At 65.9% G+C, this 14,877-nt stretch carries 14 protein-coding genes; 6 read left to right on the top strand and 8 right to left on the bottom strand.

Features of this window, described 5'->3' with window-relative positions:
• Positions 1 to 22 precede the first annotated feature (22 nt).
• The 3 genes from AC1DOQ_RS06305 (at position 23) to AC1DOQ_RS06295 (ending at position 3,278) form a co-directional block, all read left to right on the top strand.
• Positions 23 to 280 (top strand): T6SS immunity protein Tli4 family protein, encoded by a 258-nt coding sequence (locus AC1DOQ_RS06305; protein ID WP_477361307.1) that lies wholly within the window; start codon positions 23 to 25, stop codon positions 278 to 280.
• A gap of 22 nt (positions 281 to 302) precedes the next feature.
• Positions 303 to 2,702 carry a DNA internalization-related competence protein ComEC/Rec2 gene (locus AC1DOQ_RS06300; protein WP_477361305.1) on the top strand — a complete coding sequence of 800 codons (2,400 nt, stop codon included), beginning with the start codon at positions 303 to 305 and terminating at the stop codon, positions 2,700 to 2,702.
• 87 nt (positions 2,703 to 2,789) lie between these two features.
• Positions 2,790 to 3,278 (top strand): hypothetical protein, encoded by a 489-nt coding sequence (locus tag AC1DOQ_RS06295; protein WP_477361303.1) that lies wholly within the window; start codon positions 2,790 to 2,792, stop codon positions 3,276 to 3,278.
• An 85-nt stretch (positions 3,279 to 3,363) separates the two neighbouring features.
• On the opposite strand, the gene AC1DOQ_RS06290 is transcribed toward AC1DOQ_RS06295, so the two are convergent.
• A complete protein-coding gene (locus AC1DOQ_RS06290; protein ID WP_477361301.1) occupies positions 3,364 to 4,884 on the bottom strand; it encodes a sensor histidine kinase in 1,521 nt (506 codons plus the stop codon).
• A 2-nt stretch (positions 4,885 to 4,886) separates the two neighbouring features.
• Positions 4,887 to 5,573, bottom strand: a complete 687-nt coding sequence (locus tag AC1DOQ_RS06285) for a response regulator (protein WP_477361299.1) — start codon at positions 5,571 to 5,573, stop codon at positions 4,887 to 4,889.
• Positions 5,574 to 5,709: 136 nt separating this feature from the next.
• Between AC1DOQ_RS06285 and AC1DOQ_RS06280 the strand changes: the two genes are divergently transcribed.
• The 3 genes from AC1DOQ_RS06280 (at position 5,710) to dcd (ending at position 7,811) form a co-directional block, all read left to right on the top strand.
• Positions 5,710 to 6,282 (top strand): Spy/CpxP family protein refolding chaperone, encoded by a 573-nt coding sequence (locus AC1DOQ_RS06280; RefSeq protein ID WP_477361297.1) that lies wholly within the window; start codon positions 5,710 to 5,712, stop codon positions 6,280 to 6,282.
• Positions 6,283 to 6,366: 84 nt separating this feature from the next.
• Positions 6,367 to 7,206, top strand: a complete 840-nt coding sequence (locus tag AC1DOQ_RS06275) for an alpha/beta fold hydrolase (RefSeq protein ID WP_477361295.1) — start codon at positions 6,367 to 6,369, stop codon at positions 7,204 to 7,206.
• A gap of 38 nt (positions 7,207 to 7,244) precedes the next feature.
• Complete coding sequence (gene dcd / locus AC1DOQ_RS06270; RefSeq protein WP_442122044.1) at positions 7,245 to 7,811, top strand: dCTP deaminase; 567 nt, start codon at positions 7,245 to 7,247, stop codon at positions 7,809 to 7,811.
• Positions 7,812 to 7,952: 141 nt separating this feature from the next.
• Here the strand turns inward: dcd and AC1DOQ_RS06265 are convergent, their stop codons facing one another.
• From AC1DOQ_RS06265 to AC1DOQ_RS06240, 6 genes are all read right to left on the bottom strand, one after another.
• Complete coding sequence (locus AC1DOQ_RS06265) at positions 7,953 to 8,774, bottom strand: glycine-rich domain-containing protein (RefSeq protein ID WP_477361293.1); 822 nt, start codon at positions 8,772 to 8,774, stop codon at positions 7,953 to 7,955.
• 168 nt (positions 8,775 to 8,942) lie between these two features.
• Positions 8,943 to 9,896, bottom strand: coding sequence for an IS1595 family transposase (locus AC1DOQ_RS06260; protein WP_477361291.1), 954 nt, complete (start codon positions 9,894 to 9,896; stop codon positions 8,943 to 8,945).
• A gap of 129 nt (positions 9,897 to 10,025) precedes the next feature.
• The gene (locus tag AC1DOQ_RS06255; RefSeq protein ID WP_477361289.1) at positions 10,026 to 12,281 is read right to left on the bottom strand and encodes an Orn/Lys/Arg family decarboxylase; all 2,256 of its coding nucleotides are present in this window, start codon (positions 12,279 to 12,281) and stop codon (positions 10,026 to 10,028) included.
• A 173-nt stretch (positions 12,282 to 12,454) separates the two neighbouring features.
• Positions 12,455 to 12,940, bottom strand: a complete 486-nt coding sequence (locus AC1DOQ_RS06250; RefSeq protein ID WP_477361287.1) for a dihydrofolate reductase — start codon at positions 12,938 to 12,940, stop codon at positions 12,455 to 12,457.
• A gap of 3 nt (positions 12,941 to 12,943) precedes the next feature.
• Complete coding sequence (gene thyA, locus AC1DOQ_RS06245; protein ID WP_477361285.1) at positions 12,944 to 13,738, bottom strand: thymidylate synthase; 795 nt, start codon at positions 13,736 to 13,738, stop codon at positions 12,944 to 12,946.
• A gap of 38 nt (positions 13,739 to 13,776) precedes the next feature.
• Positions 13,777 to 14,871: a threonine aldolase family protein gene (locus tag AC1DOQ_RS06240; RefSeq protein WP_477361283.1), complete on the bottom strand. Its 1,095-nt coding sequence runs from the start codon at positions 14,869 to 14,871 to the stop codon at positions 13,777 to 13,779.
• Positions 14,872 to 14,877: the final 6 nt, after the last annotated feature.

Here is a 14,877-nt window from a genome sequence, read left to right as displayed (position 1 = left end):
GTTGGAGGATGTTCTGTTACGCATGAATAAACTGCGTGAACGTCAACGCTCGATTAATGGCATCGAGGGTGACTTGCTGCTTCCGTATTTATCATTGGAGCTTCAGACCGCTAAAAGTGCCACGCCAGGCGGCACACCGGTCGACACGATCCTGCACGAAGACGCAATGCTGGCACTATGGGATCGCATCGCCTCCAGCATCCGCCTCCGGAACCCGGACACGACCAGCCCCCGCTCGAATCCCCGTCCAGCAGATCCGCGGCCGCCTGTCGCGCCCTGATCACCCGTCCACGAGATCCGCGATGCGCAGCGCCATCCTGGGTTTCACAACCGGCGTGCTGGTACTGCAATCCTCCGCCGAGCTCCCATCCATCGCCGTGCTGTGCGCCTGCGGCGCGGGCGTCATGGCACTGGGCGCACTGATCGCGCTGGCGAAACGCCCCGGAAGCGTCGGCAATGATGCGGGAAAGGCCGGCGCCGCTGTCATCGCCGCCACGCTGCTCGGCTACGCCTGGGCCGCTCTGGTGGCCTACCACGCGCTGGCTCCCCGGCTGTCCGCCGATGACGAAGGCCGCGACCTCGCCATCGTCGGCATCGTCGACAGCCTTCCATACCGCTTCGAGCAAGGCTTGCGCTTCAACCTCCAGGTCGAGCGCACGGAAACGCCGGGCGTCACCGTCCCGCCGCGCATCGCACTGTCGTGGTACGCTGATCGCCGCGGCGAAGCGAAGCTGCCCGCGGCACTGATGCCCGGCGAACGCTGGCGTCTGACTGTCCGCTTGCAGCGCCCCCACGGCAACGCCAATCCTGGCGGCTTCGACTACGAAGCCTGGCTGCTGGAGCAGGGCCTGCGCGCCACCGGCTATGTGCGCGCCGACGATGGCAACGCCCGCCTGGACGCCTTCGTGCCGCGCTTCGGCACCCTGGTCGAGCGCGGCCGCGCCCTGCTGCGCGAACGGATCCTCCGCGCGCTCGAGGGGCGGCAGTACGCCGGGGTGATCGTCGCGCTGGTGATCGGCGACCAGCGCGGCATCGACCAGTCGGACTGGCAGGTCTTCAACCGCACCGGCATCGGCCACCTGATTTCCATCTCGGGCTTGCACATCACGATGATTGCCGGGCTGGCGGCGCTGGCCGTCTCGAGCCTGTGGCGGCGCTCCTTCTTCACCGGCGCCCAGCTGCCCTTGCGGCTGCCGGCGCAAAAAGTCGCCGCCTTGAGCGGTGCGCTGGTCGCGCTGTTGTACGTGCTGCTGGCCGGCTTCGGTGTGCCGGCCCAGCGCACGCTCTACATGCTGACGGTGGTGGCGCTGGCCTTGTGGGTGGGAAGACTGTCCAGCGTCACCCACGTGCTGTGTGCGGCGCTCGGCGTGGTCTTGCTGCTCGATCCCTGGGCCGTCCTGTGGCCGGGGTTCTGGCTGTCGTTCGGCGCGGTGGCGGTGATCCTGTTCGGCGGCCACGGCAGGATAGCGGCGCATGAGACCGGGCTGAGGGACAAGCTGGCGCTGGCCGGTCGCACCCAGTGGTCGGTCACCTTGGGACTGGTGCCGTTGACCATGCTGCTGTTCGGCCAGGTGTCGCTGGTCAGCCCGCTGGCGAATGCGGTGGCGATCCCGCTGGTGAGTTTTGTCGTGACGCCGCTGGCGCTGCTGGGCAGCCTGCTGCCCGCGCCCTTGTCCGGCTGCTTGCTGGTGACTGCGCACGCGGCGGTGGCGGGACTGGCTTTCGTCCTCGGCCAGCTAGCCGCGCTGCCCGCGGCCGTCTGGCGCGCGCCGGCGCCCCAGCCCTGGGTCTTCCTGTTGGCCCTCGGCGGCACGCTGTGGATGCTGATGCCGCGTGGCTGGCCGCACCGCTGGGCGGGCGCCGCGGCCTGGCTGCCGCTGCTGCTGCAGTTGCCCGAGCATCCGGCGCCAGGGCGCTTCCGGGTCGTCGCCTTCGACGTCGGCCAGGGTATGGCGCTGCTGGTCGAGACGGCCGGCCACCGCCTGCTGTACGACACCGGCCCCGGCTATGCGCCCGGCGCGGATGCCGGCAGCCGCGTGCTGCTGCCTTATCTGCGCATGCGCGGCATCGGCGCGCTCGACGGCGTGGTGGTCAGTCACGGCGACCTCGATCACACCGGCGGCGCACTTGCGGTGCTGGGCGAACAGCGGGTTGGCTGGGTGGCCTCGTCGCTGGAAGACGGCCATGCCATCGTGCGCGCGGCGCGGCGCCACCTGCGCTGCACGGCGGGCCAGCAGTGGGAGTGGGATGGGGTGCGCTTCGAGATGCTGCATCCGCCGGCGTCGATCTACGCGGATCCGAAGCCGAAGGCGAATGCGCGCAGCTGTGCGCTGAGGATCACGAACGGGCGCACGGCCATCCTGCTGGCCGGCGATATCGAGGCGGCCCAGGAAGCAGCGTTGGTCTCGGCAAACGCGCCGAAGCTGCGCGCCGATGTGCTGCTGGCGCCGCACCACGGCAGCGGCACCTCGTCGACGGCGGCCTTCCTGGCGGCCGTGCGGCCGGGCGTGGGGGTGTTCCAGGTGGGCTGGCGCAACCGCTACAAGCATCCCAAAAAGGAAGTGTTCGAGCGCTACGGCCAGCTCGGCATCGAGCGTCTGCGGACCGACGAGCAGGGCGCCGTCACCCTGGAGTTCGGCGACGATCTCGGATACCAGCAATACCGGTTCGGGCATGCACGCTACTGGTACACCCGACCTTGATGGGCTGATTCTTACCGGCTGTCTCGTTCGGGTTGGCAGGACTGCATGGCCACGGGATTCAAATGATGGCGTTTGAGTTTTCGCCACATGACGCTATTATTGATTTCCATAAGGAAACAATTGCGGATTACTGACTACGGTTTTCAGGGAGGTATTAAGGTGTATTTGCTTAAAGAGGGGCGAGCGGCTTTCCTCGAGTTTTTGCGTAATCTTACGCCGCAGATCCTGTTGTTATCGTTAGCATTCTTAGTCGGGAGTAAGCTGGATTTCACAAGGCTTGATTTTTCGAATACGACCCCGACGCTTATTTTCTTTATATTTGTGATAATCGCTTTGATGGCAGGTTGGGCGAACGTCACGCTCTTGATGGATCGATTTGCCCCAATGATCAGATTTCGTCGCGGCGTCAGGTTGATAGATAAGGCGGCATCGCATAAATTCCGCGCCAAACTAGGATTCGCTTCGAGAAGAAGGGCGGCCGTGATCGACGGGATTTTGCTTATTGGCTTGGTTCAGTTCGGCGTTGCTGCGACCTTCTTGTCCGCCATCGCAACCGCCAACAAGATGGTTATTTGAGGTCTTGGCCTTTGCGCCAAATAGCGGTCCAATGCATCCGTGGCATTGCGGGATGACTGCCGCCGGCAGGCCCGGCCGCGCTGGCTCAAGCCTCGCGCGGCAGGGTAATCGTCACCCGCAAACCCCCACCGGCGCGGTTGGCCGCCGTGATCCGGCCGCCATGGGTCTCGACCACGCGCTTGGCGATCGCCAGGCCCAGGCCGTGGCCGTCGACGTTGTTCTGCGACGGATTCGAACGGAAAAAGGGATCGAAGATCCTGCCCATGTCTTCCTCGGCGATGCCGGGGCCGCGGTCCAGCACTTCGATGTGCACCGAGCGGTCCTCGGGGTGCAGGGCGACGTCGACCGCGCCGTCCGCGCCGCCGTGCTTGACGGCGTTGCGCACGATGTTCTCGACCGCGCTCCACAGGAGGTCGGGCGCGCCGCGCACCGTCACCGGGACCGGTGCGTCGACGTCGATGCGGGCGCCGGCTTCGAAGCGGGCGTCGTCCGCGATCTGGTCGACCATCTCGACCAGGTCGACCGATTCCATCGCCGGCGGCTTGCTGGCCGCGTCCAGGCGCGACAGGGTCAGCAGCTCGCCGACCAGGCGGTCCATGCGCACGCTTTCGCGTTCGATGCGGTCGAGCGAGGCCCGGATCTTTTCCGGCTGCTGGTGGGCCAGGCCGATCGCCGCCTGCAGGCGCGCGAGCGGCGAGCGCAGTTCGTGGGAGACGTCATGCAGCAAACGGCGCTGGCCTTCCATCAGGGCGCGCAGCTGGGCGCTCATGCGGTCGAAGTCCTGTCCCAGTTCGGCCAGCTCGTCGCCACCGACCGCCATTTTCGTCTCGGCGAACTTGGGTGCGAGGTCGCCGGCGGCGGCGGACTCGAATGCGCCGCGCAGGGCGCGGATCGGGCGCGAGAAATACCAGGCGAGGAGGGCGGCGAACAGGAAGCTGGCCAGGGTCGCGGCGACGATCGGCAGCCAGCGGCCGACGTGGCGTCCGAACTCGGACGGCAGGCCGAATCCGCTGCCCGGGCCACGTGGACCGAGGCCGGGACCGAGCCCGGGACCGGTGCCGCGGCCCGCGCCATAGCCGCCGGCGTCGCGCGAGGCGATCCGCGGGCCGGGCGGGGTGCCGACGCCGGCCCCGGCCCCGGCGCCCGCGCCGCCGGCAAACCCGGGCTTCGGCATCTCGCCGCCGAGGCCCGGATAGGGGCCAGGAACCCGCGACGCAAATGCCAGGTAGCGGCGGCCGTCCGGGGCGGTCAGTCGGGCGACGGCATGCAGGGACTGCGGGCCGGCCAAGAGGTCGCGCTCGACCTGCTCGCGCAGTTTGACCGGGACCGTGCGGCCGAGCAGTTCCCGGCCCTGCTCGTCAAGTACGTAGAGGCGCACGCGGCGGCTGTTGGCGGCCAGCTCGCGCAGGCCCTCGATGCCGCCGTACCTCAGGGTGGCGGTGGCGGCGTCCAACATGATGACGGCGGGTGGGCCGACGTCCAGCGTCGGTTCGGTGTTGCGATGCCGGGCCTGGTCGCGCAGCCATACGGTGCCGCCGATGCCGATCGTGGCCGCCACCTGCGCGAGCAGGATCGACAGGAAGAACTTCCAGAACAGCCGGCCCATCGCTATTCGCGGATCAGCTGGTAGCCGAGACGGTAGACGGTCTGCAGGCAGGAGCGGCCGTCCGACAGCGTGCCCAGTTTGTGGCGCAGGCTGCTCAGGTGGACGTCGATGTTGCGGTCGAAGCGGGCCAGCGGACGGCCCAGGCCCTGTTCGGACAGGTCGTTCTTGCTGACCGGGCGGCCGGCGTTGCGGGCCAGGACTTCGAGCAGGTTGAATTCGGTGCTGGTCAGTTCCAGCGGCACGCCGTCCCAGGTGGCGCGGCGCTGTTCGGGCAGCATGGTCAGTTTGCCGACCGACAGCGTGATGCCGGAACCCTCGGTGCCGGTGCCCTGGGTGCGGCGCAGGATGGCACGCACGCGGGCCGTCATCTCGCGCGGGGTGCAGGGCTTGGTCACGTAGTCGTCGGCGCCCAGTTCGAGGCCAAGGATGCGGTCGGCGTCGTCGCCGCGGCCGGTCAGCATCAGCACGGGGATGCGGCTGGCGGCGCGGATGCGGCGCAGGGTCTCGATGCCGTTCACGCGCGGCATCATCACGTCGAGGATGACGATGGCGTACTGGCCGCTGAGCGCTTCGCGCGCGCCGGTTTCGCCATCGTGGGCACAGGCCACCCGGAAGCCTTCCTGCTCCAGGTATTCGGTGAACATCCCGACCAGTTCGGTATCGTCGTCGATTAACAGCACTTGAGTCATGTTCGCATCTTAGCAAATGGCGGCAAATGGGGCAGCCGGCCAGCGATTCTCTTTACGCCGTTTTACACCGGCCTAACACCACTTAACAGATGCGCACACGACAATGCGGCATCCCAACCACGCAAGGATGCACGACATGAACCTGACGCGCAAAACCATCGCCGCCGCACTGCTCGCGGCCTGCTGTGCCACCACCTTCGCCGCCGGCCAGCTGGAAGCACCTCCGGCTGACGGTGGCCAGGACGCCGCCCAGGGCCGCGAAGGCCGCGGCCCTGGTCCTGGTCCCGAAGCGCAAGGCCGCGGCCCTGTCGGCCCCGGTTTCGGCCCCGGTGGCGGCCACGATGGCGGTCCAGGCTTCGGCCACGAGGGCGGCCACGAATTCGGCCCCGGTTTCGGCCACCACGGTGGCCTGCGCCTGACCGAAGCCCAGCAGGACAAGGTGTTCGCGATCCGGCACGCCGCCGCGCCGCAGCACCGCCAGCAGGAAAAGGCGGTGCGCCGCGCCCACGAAGCCCTGCGCGCCCTCGGCGACGCCGTCCCGTTCGATGAAGCCAGGGCGAATGCCGCCTCGCGCGAACTCGGCCAGGCGATCGCCGCCCAGGCCCTGCTGCGGGCGCGCGTCCACGCCCAGATGCTTGCCGTGCTGACGCCCGAACAGCGCGAGCAGATGCGCAAGCGCCGTCCGCAGCCGCCGCAAGAACGTCCCTGATGTTGGCGGCGCCTGTAGGCGTTTCCCTCTAAACGGAAAGCGCGCCGGGAGCCAGTCCGCGGCAATGCCCTTACAATGGGCGGCATGAACAAGCCTCTGCTGCACTTCACGCACGGGAACAGCTATCCGTCGGGCTCCTACGGGCGCCTGCTCGGGGAGCTGGGCCGCGACTTCGACGTCCGCACCACCGACATGCTGGGCCACGATCCGCGCTATCCGGTGGACGACAACTGGCATGCGCTGATCGACGAGCTGATCGCCCAGCTCGAGCGCTATGCCGATTCGATGAGCGAACCGGCCATCCTGGTCGGGCATTCGCTCGGCGGCGCGGTCGGCATGCTGGCCGCCTGGCGCCGGCCGGACCTGGCGCGCTGCGTGGTGATGCTGGATTCGCCGGTGGTGGCGGGCTGGCGCGCCCACGTCTGGCGGATCGCGAAAGCGCTGGGCCTGGGCCGCAAGCTGTCCCCGGGCGGCATCGCCGAGCGCCGCCGCAATGTCTGGCCTTCGCGCGCGGCCGCCTACGAACACTTCCTCTCGAAGCCGATCTTCCAGGCCTGGGCGCCGGGCGCCCTGGACGACTACCTGGACCATGGCCTGGCGCCGCATCCGGAAGGCGTGCAGCTGCGCTTCGACCGCGACGTCGAGGCGGCCATCTACAGCAGCCTGCCGCACGACATGGGCGAGGTGCTGCGCAAGCCCTATCCGCTGCCGATCGGCTTCGTGGCCGGCACCCGTTCGGAGGAACTGCGCCAGGCCGGCATGGCCTCGACCCGCAGGCTGGTGGGCGGGAATCTGGTCATGATCGAGGGCTCCCACCTGTATCCGATGGAGTCGCCCCAGCTCACCGCGCGGCTGACCCGCGAGATGATCGCGCGTCTCCTGCCCGAGCTTGCGACAGATGACCGCCGCAAGGCTTTCGCGTAGAATCGCGGGCTAATATTCATTCACCGGAAAGCCCTGCGATGAGCATCAAAAGCGACAAATGGATCCGCCGGATGGCGGAAGAACACGGCATGATCGAGCCTTTCTCGGCCAAACAGGTCAGGGAAAACGAAGGCCGCAAGATCATCTCCTGGGGTACCTCGTCGTACGGCTACGACATCCGCTGCGCCGACGAATTCAAGGTGTTCACGAACATCAACAGCACCATCGTCGATCCGAAGAACTTCGATTCGAACTCTTTCGTGGACGTGAAAAGCGACGTTTGCATCATCCCGCCGAACTCCTTCGCGCTGGCCCGCACCATCGAGTACTTCCGCATTCCGCGCAACGTGCTGACGGTCTGCCTGGGCAAGTCGACCTATGCGCGCTGCGGCATCATCGTCAACGTGACGCCTTTCGAGCCGGAGTGGGAAGGCTATGTGACCCTGGAGTTCTCGAACACCACGCCGCTGCCGGCCAAGATCTATGCGGGCGAGGGCTGCGCCCAGGTGCTGTTCTTCGAGAGCGACGAGGTCTGCGAGACCTCGTACAAGGACCGTGGCGGCAAGTACCAGGGTCAGCATGGCGTGACCTTGCCGAAGACCTGATACGGTTTTCAAGAGCAGGTACGAAAAAATGTATCAAATCAAAGGAGGCTGCGGCCTCCTTTTTACTTGCCGGCGAATAGCCGGCGGTTGTAGCTGGTACACCCCGGTCCTTGCTTGAGACCGGGACCGGGGGCATGCGTGCTACTGGCTGACCCGCTGGGCCGGGGCGCTGGCCTGCAAATCGACCAGGGCGTTCGTGTAGCCCTGCGGTATCGGTCTCAGGGCCGCCAGGCTCCCTGCGATTTCCTCGAGCCTCTCGGCGCTGCGCAGTGCATAGATTTCGTTCAGCTGGTTGAGCTCAGCGGGCATGCAGGCCGTGCCCCAGCTGTGCTTGAGGATGCGCTCGATCTCGGTCCAGCGCGAGCTGAAAATGGACGCCGGGTCGAAGCTGAGATGCTGGATGGTGTGCCTGAAATTTCCGGCCTGGATGGTGACCTTGTCCGGATTGCCGCTCATCTCGGAGAAGTCGGTACCGGTCGGCAGCAGCACGGACAGCAGATCGGTGGGATCGGGGTGTCCGGGCCGCGGCCTGAACTGCGGCTCGTTGCCGCACCAGCCCGCAAGATTCCAGCCGAAGTGGTACTCCGCCTGCTGCCTCGTGAATTCGGCGGCGGCGAACAGATCGGCACGGTCACTTTCGCCGCGCTTCCCGAAGTAGGGGAAATGGTGCAGGAAATGGCCGAACAGCATACTTGTCTGCACCATATACAGTTCCGAGTCCGCCATGTGGCTATGCCAGACGTGATCCACATAGCGCGACGGCGACAGGGTCTTTCCCGGATTCGCATGGCACAGGAACAGGAAGCCCTTGTATTTCTTGACGGCGTCGAGGGATTGTTCGAAGGACAGGCCCGGCCGGTCTTCAGGGTGCATGAGCTTATGGGTCAGGGGACCGAAGTCGAGCTTGTTGAGCCTGGTGAGAAATTCCGCGTGCTTGCTATTGTCCTGCAGGCCTTCGTTCATGTCGTTACCTCCAATGGAATCGCTGCGGGCGCACATCGTTTGGCGGGACAAGCGCCGGGTGCGCACGGCGCCGGTCGCGCACCCGCGTCAACGATACTGTGCGAACCAGGCCCGCATGTGGGATGCATCAATCGGACGCGAACAGGCAAAAAAAAGGCGCTGTTCGCGCTAAGTGTTGAACCTGCCGAGCGCCGCTCTCAAAAAGGCGTCGGAGCTGGCGATGCGCTGCCCGTCCAGCGCCCAGCGCCAGCCGAAGTAATGGTCCAGGTAACGGCTGGCGACGCCGCGAAATGGCACCAGCCAGGCGCGCATCCGGCTGTGATAGGCGTTGACGTTTTGGATGTGCAGCGCACCGCGCCTTCTTTCGCCGGCGCTCGCGTTGATGGCTTCATGTGAGATCCCGAGCTCCCGCGCGAATTCCGGATAGGCCGCATGGCTATCGGTCACCAGCAGCACGTCACGTTCAAGGCGCGGCCCCAGGTGCTCTACTAGCTGACGCTTGCTGACGCTGCCCTTGCCGGTCACGGCGTCGATGGTCTGGCCGCTGCGATCGCGTGCGACGAGGATGCACACCTGCTCGTTCGATATCCCACGCTTTGTCGCCTTGCCGCCGCGCTTTCGTGGTGGACGAGTGAGATGTCGGGAACCCTTGTGCGATTCGAGCACATACATCTCATCGGCTTCGGCGATACCGCTCAAGCGCTGCGGGCGGTCATCCTTGCTCAAGGCCAGGAAGCGGTGACGCCATCGAAAACTGGTCGCGCTGGCCACGCCGATCTCGCGCGCCGCGCGGCGCACGCTGCGGGAGTCGAGCATGCCGCCGAGGTAGTCGAGCCAATGCCCTTTGTAGCGCAGCCGGGCCAGCGGCGTGCCGCTGAGCAGGTTGAAGGTGCGGCGGCAATTGCGGCAGCGGTAGCGCTGCAGTCCATGTGCGTGACCGTGACGATAGGGTTTGCTGGCCTGGCAGTGCGGGCAACAGAGCGGCGCGGCGGGCTGCTCGACGATCTCGAGAACGCGGTCGAGGCCGGCTGCCGATTGCAGCAGGGCGAGCAGGCGGTCGCGTTGCCGCCGGGTCAGGCTGGACAGGCGTTGCAGGAACTGTTCGAACTGCCGTGCTTGCATGGAGCCTCCGTCAACGGTTCAGGTCGACATTGGACCGCAGGCTGACGGAAAAGATTCCACACTTGGCGTGAACAGCGCCAAAAAAAATCCCGGAAGGCTCCGGGATTTCCTTGGCGTCGGGCAGGGAAATCAGTCCTGCTTCACGCAGTCGACGAAATACCCCAGCTTGCCATCCACCTCACGCTTGACCAGGCCGTGCACATCGGTCTCGAAGCCCGGGAAGCGCTCGTTGAAATCACGCGCAAAGCGCAGGTAGTCGACGATGGTCTTGTTGAAGCGCTCGCCCGGGATCAGCAGCGGGATGCCCGGCGGGTAAGGCGTCAGCAGGATGGCCGTGATGCGGCCTTCCAGGTCTTCGATCGCCACGCGCTCGATCTCGCGGTGCGCCATCTTGGCGAAGGCGTCCGACGGCTTCATCGCCGGGATCATGTCCGACAAATACATCTCGGTGGTCAGGCGGGCCACGTCGCGCGACTTGTAGAAGTCGTGGATCTGCTGGCAGAGGTCGCGCAGGCCCCAGGACTCGTAGCGCGGGTTGGCCGAGGTGAACTCCGGCATGATGCGCCACATCGGCTGGTTGCGGTCGTAGTCGTCCTTGAACTGCTGCAGGGCGGTGACCAGGGTGTTCCAGCGGCCCTTGGTGATGCCGATCGTGAACAGGATGAAGAAGGAGTACAGGCCGCACTTCTCGATGATCACGCCGTGCTCGGCCAGGTACTTGGTCACGATCGAGGCCGGGATGCCGGAATCGTCGAAGGAGCCGTCCAGCGCCAGGCCCGGGGTCACCACGGTGGCCTTGATCGGGTCCAGCATGTTGAAGCCTTCGGCCAGCTTGCCGAAGCCGTGCCAGGTGTCCTCGGCATGGATCATCCAGTCGGCCTGAGTGCCGATGCCTTCCTCGCTGGTGACCTGCGGGCCCCAGACCTTGAACCACCAGTCGTCGCCGATCTCTTCGTCGACCTTCTGCATCGCGCGGCGGAAGTCCAGCGATTCGTAGATCGACTCTTCGACCAGGGCGGTACCGCCCGGCGCTTCCATCATCGCCGCGGCGACGTCGCAGGACGCGATGATCGAGTACTGCGGCGAGGTCGAGGTGTGCATCAGGTAGGCCTCGTTGAAGGCATCCTGGTCCAGCTTGACGGTCTCGGATTCGCGCACCAGCACCTGCGATGCCTGCGACAGGCCGGCCAGCAGCTTGTGCGTCGACTGGGTCGAGAAGATCATCGACTCCTTGGCGCGCGGGCGGTCGCGGCCGATCGCGTGCATGTTCTTGTAGAAGTCGTGGAAGGTCGCGTGCGGGATCCAGGCTTCGTCGAAGTGCAGGGTGTCGATCTTGCCGTCCAGGAGTTCGCGCAGGGTCTCGACGTTGTAGACCACGCCGTCGTAGGTCGACTGGGTGATGGTCAGGATGCGCGGCTTCTTGTTCTTGGCTTCGCGGGCGAAGGGGTTCGCCTCGATCTTCCTGCGGATCGACTCCGGCGAGAACTCTTCCAGCGGGATCGGGCCGATGATGCCGAGGTTGTTCCGGGTCGGCATCAGGAAGACCGGGATCGCGCCGCACATGATGATCGAGTGCAGGATCGACTTGTGGCAGTTACGGTCGACGACGACGATGTCGCCCGGCGCGACGGTCGAGTGCCAGACCATCTTGTTCGAGGTCGAGGTGCCGTTGGTGACGAAGTAGCAGTGATCCGCGTTGTAGATGCGGGCGGCGTTGCGCTCGGACTTGGCGACCGGGCCGGTGTGGTCCAGCAGCTGGCCCAGTTCCTCGACCGCGTTGCAGACGTCGGCGCGCAGCATGTTCTCGCCGAAGAACTGGTGGAACATCTGGCCGATCGGCGATTTCAGGAAGGCGACGCCGCCCGAGTGGCCGGGGCAGTGCCAGGAATACGAGCCGTCGTTGGCGTAGTTGACCAGGGCGCGGAAGAAGGGCGGCGCCAGGCTGTCCAGGTAGGCTTTCGCTTCGCGGATGATGTGACGCGCCACGAATTCCGGCGTGTCCTCGAACATGTGGATGAAGCCGTGCAGCTCCTTCAGGATGTCGTTCGGGATGTGGCGGCTGGTGCGGGTCTCGCCGTAGATGTAGATCGGGATGTCCGAGTTCTTGTGGCGGATCTCCTGCACGAAGGCGCGCAGCGCGCTGAGGGCGAAATTGGTCTCTTCGAGCGTCCCGCCGCCGAATTCCTCGTCGTCGATCGACAACACGAAGGCCGAGGCGCGCGACTGCTGTTGGGCGAACTGGGACAGGTCGCCGTAGCTGGTCAGGCCCAGCACTTCCATGCCTTCTTTTTCCATCGCGGCGGCCAGCGCGCGAATGCCGAGGCCCGAGGTGTTCTCGGAACGGAAGTCCTCGTCAATGATGACGATAGGGAATCGAAATTTCATGGACAGCTCCAAAGCGAAGCGCCGTGCACCCCATCTTCCTCAGGCGGAGATGGCCGGGCACGGCACCGTAAAAATTGAGAAGCGGATTTTCGCAGAAAACTTCCGGTCCCGTGCAAAAATTTTTGCTAGGTTAACCAGACTGGACCGATCGTGGCGCACTCTTGTGGCCGAGCTTACTTCCTGCGCTCGTAGGTGACGAAGGCAAACGCCACCCCATCGGCCGAGCGATGCTCCTCGCGCGCGGTCTCGATCCAGGTTGCCGGATCGATCTCGGGGAAGAAGGTGTCGCAGCGGTAGACGCCGTCGATGTGCGTGACGATCATGCGGTCGGCGATGCCCATCGACTCATGGAAGATCTGGGCGCCGCCGATGATGCTGGCGGGTTCGGTGCCGGCGAGGGCGACGGCCTCCTGCAGCGATCCCGCCACTTCGACGCCTTCGTGCGACCAGCCCGCATTGCGGGTGACGACAATGTTGCGGCGCTTGGGCAGCGGGCGGCCGATCGAGTCGAAGGTCTTGCGGCCCATGATGATGGGATGCCCGAGGGTGACCCGCTTGAAGTGGGCCAGGTCCTCCGGCAGGTGCCAGGGCAGCTGGTTGTCGACGCCGATGCCGCGCTGGGCGTCCATTGCGACCACGAGGGTGATTTGTTTAGCCATGGATTACACCGCCACCGGGGCCTTGATCGCGGGATGCGGATCGTAGCCGACCACCTCGAAGTCGTCGAACCTGTAGTCGAACAGCGAATCGGGCTTGCGCTTGATGACCAGCCTGGGCAGCGGACGCTCTTCGCGCGCGAGCTGCAGCTCGACCTGTTCCATGTGGTTCGAGTACAGGTGGCAGTCGCCGCCGGTCCAGATGAAGTCGCCCACTTCCAGGCCGGCCTGCTGGGCCATCATGTGGGTCAGCAGGGCGTAGGAAGCGATATTGAAGGGCACGCCGAGGAAGATGTCGGCGCTGCGCTGGTAGAGCTGGCAGGACAGCTTGCCGTCGGCCACGTAGAACTGGAAGAAGGCGTGGCAGGGCGGCAGCTTCATCTGCGGCACGTCGGCCACGTTCCAGGCGGAGACGATCAGGCGGCGCGAGTCCGGATTGTTCCTGATCTGGTCCAGCACCTGGCTGACCTGGTCGATGTGCCGGCCGTCCGGGGCCGGCCAGCTGCGCCACTGGTAGCCGTAGATCGGGCCCAGGTTGCCGTTCTCGTCGGCCCACTCGTCCCAGATCGAGACGCCGTTTTCCTTCAGGTAGGCGATATTGGTCGAACCGTTCAGGAACCAGATGAGTTCATGGATGATCGACTTCAGGTGCACCTTCTTGGTCGTCACCAGCGGGAAGCCGTCCTGCAGGTTGAAGCGCATCTGGTAGCCGAACACGGAACGCGTGCCGGTACCGGTGCGATCTAGCTTGACCGCGCCATGGTCGCGTACATGGCGCATCAGGTCTGAGTATTGGCGCATCGGAGTGTCGGTATAAAGCGGATGGATGATCCGGCATTTTAACCGATCGCCGCCTGTACCTCGGCCGCCAGCAGCGCCACCGCTTCGCGCACCCGTCCATCCGGCGTGTCGAGCAGGTTGTCCCCCACGTAGAGTTCGAAGTAGGAGGTGTCGGGCAGCACGCCGTGGCTGATGCGGTGGAAGATCCACAGCCCGTGCTCGGCCGCCAGCTTGCGGCGGATTTCGAGCGCGCGCTCGCGGCCGACCGGCAGGTGCACGTGCAGCATATTGGCTTGGGGCGCCGCCGGATTGACCTTCAGGACAGGATGCTCGGCCAGCACCTCGTACACGAAGCGGGTGCGCTCGAACAGGGCCGGCATGCTGGCCAGGCGCGCGTCGAACTGCATGGCCGCCGCCACCACGTAGGGGCTCTGGTGCACCAGCTTGCCGCCCTGGCGCGCGAACCATTTGGCGGCGCGCGCCACGAACTCGCGCGTCCCCAGCAGCATCGCGCCGCCCACGCCGCCGATGCCCTTGTACAGCGAGACGTAGACCGAATCGAAGCCGGCCGCGATCTCGGCCAGCGGGCGGCCATAACCGGCCGCGGCTTCCCACAGGCGGGCGCCGTCCATGTGCAGGTGGATGCGGTTCGCGCGGCAGTGGGCCTTGATGGCCTGCAGTTCGTCCCATCCGGAGAGCTGGCCGCCGATCTCGCGCATCGGGATTTCGAGGCCGACGGCGGACAGGCGGTCGGGAATGCCGGTGATGTCGGCAGCGGTCCATGGACGGTGGCGCTCGCCGACCGACAGCGCATCGAAGTGGTTCAAGAGCTGGTAATTCGACTGCTCGTGCACGAAGATGTGCGACGTCGGATGCAGGGCCACCGGCGCATTGCCACGGTCCATTGCCGCCAGGCGCAGGGCGGTCACCTGGGTCATGGTGCCGGAGATGCAGAACACGGCCGCCTCGAAGCCGAGCAGCTCGGCCACCTTGCGTTCGAAATCCTGCACCACGGCGCCTTCGCCGTAGACGTCGTGCTGGATGCCCTTGGCTTCGCACCAGGCGGCCATGGCGGAGAACATCTCGGCCGGGCGGCGGGCGCGGTGGCCGGGGAGGACGGTGGTGCAGCGTGCAAGCAGTTCGGTATCGCTCAAGGGGGA

The organism is Massilia sp. 01N417, assembly GCF_056399645.1.
The sequence above is the reverse complement of the archived record's forward strand: the minus strand, read 5'-3'. Positions and strand labels throughout refer to the sequence as shown.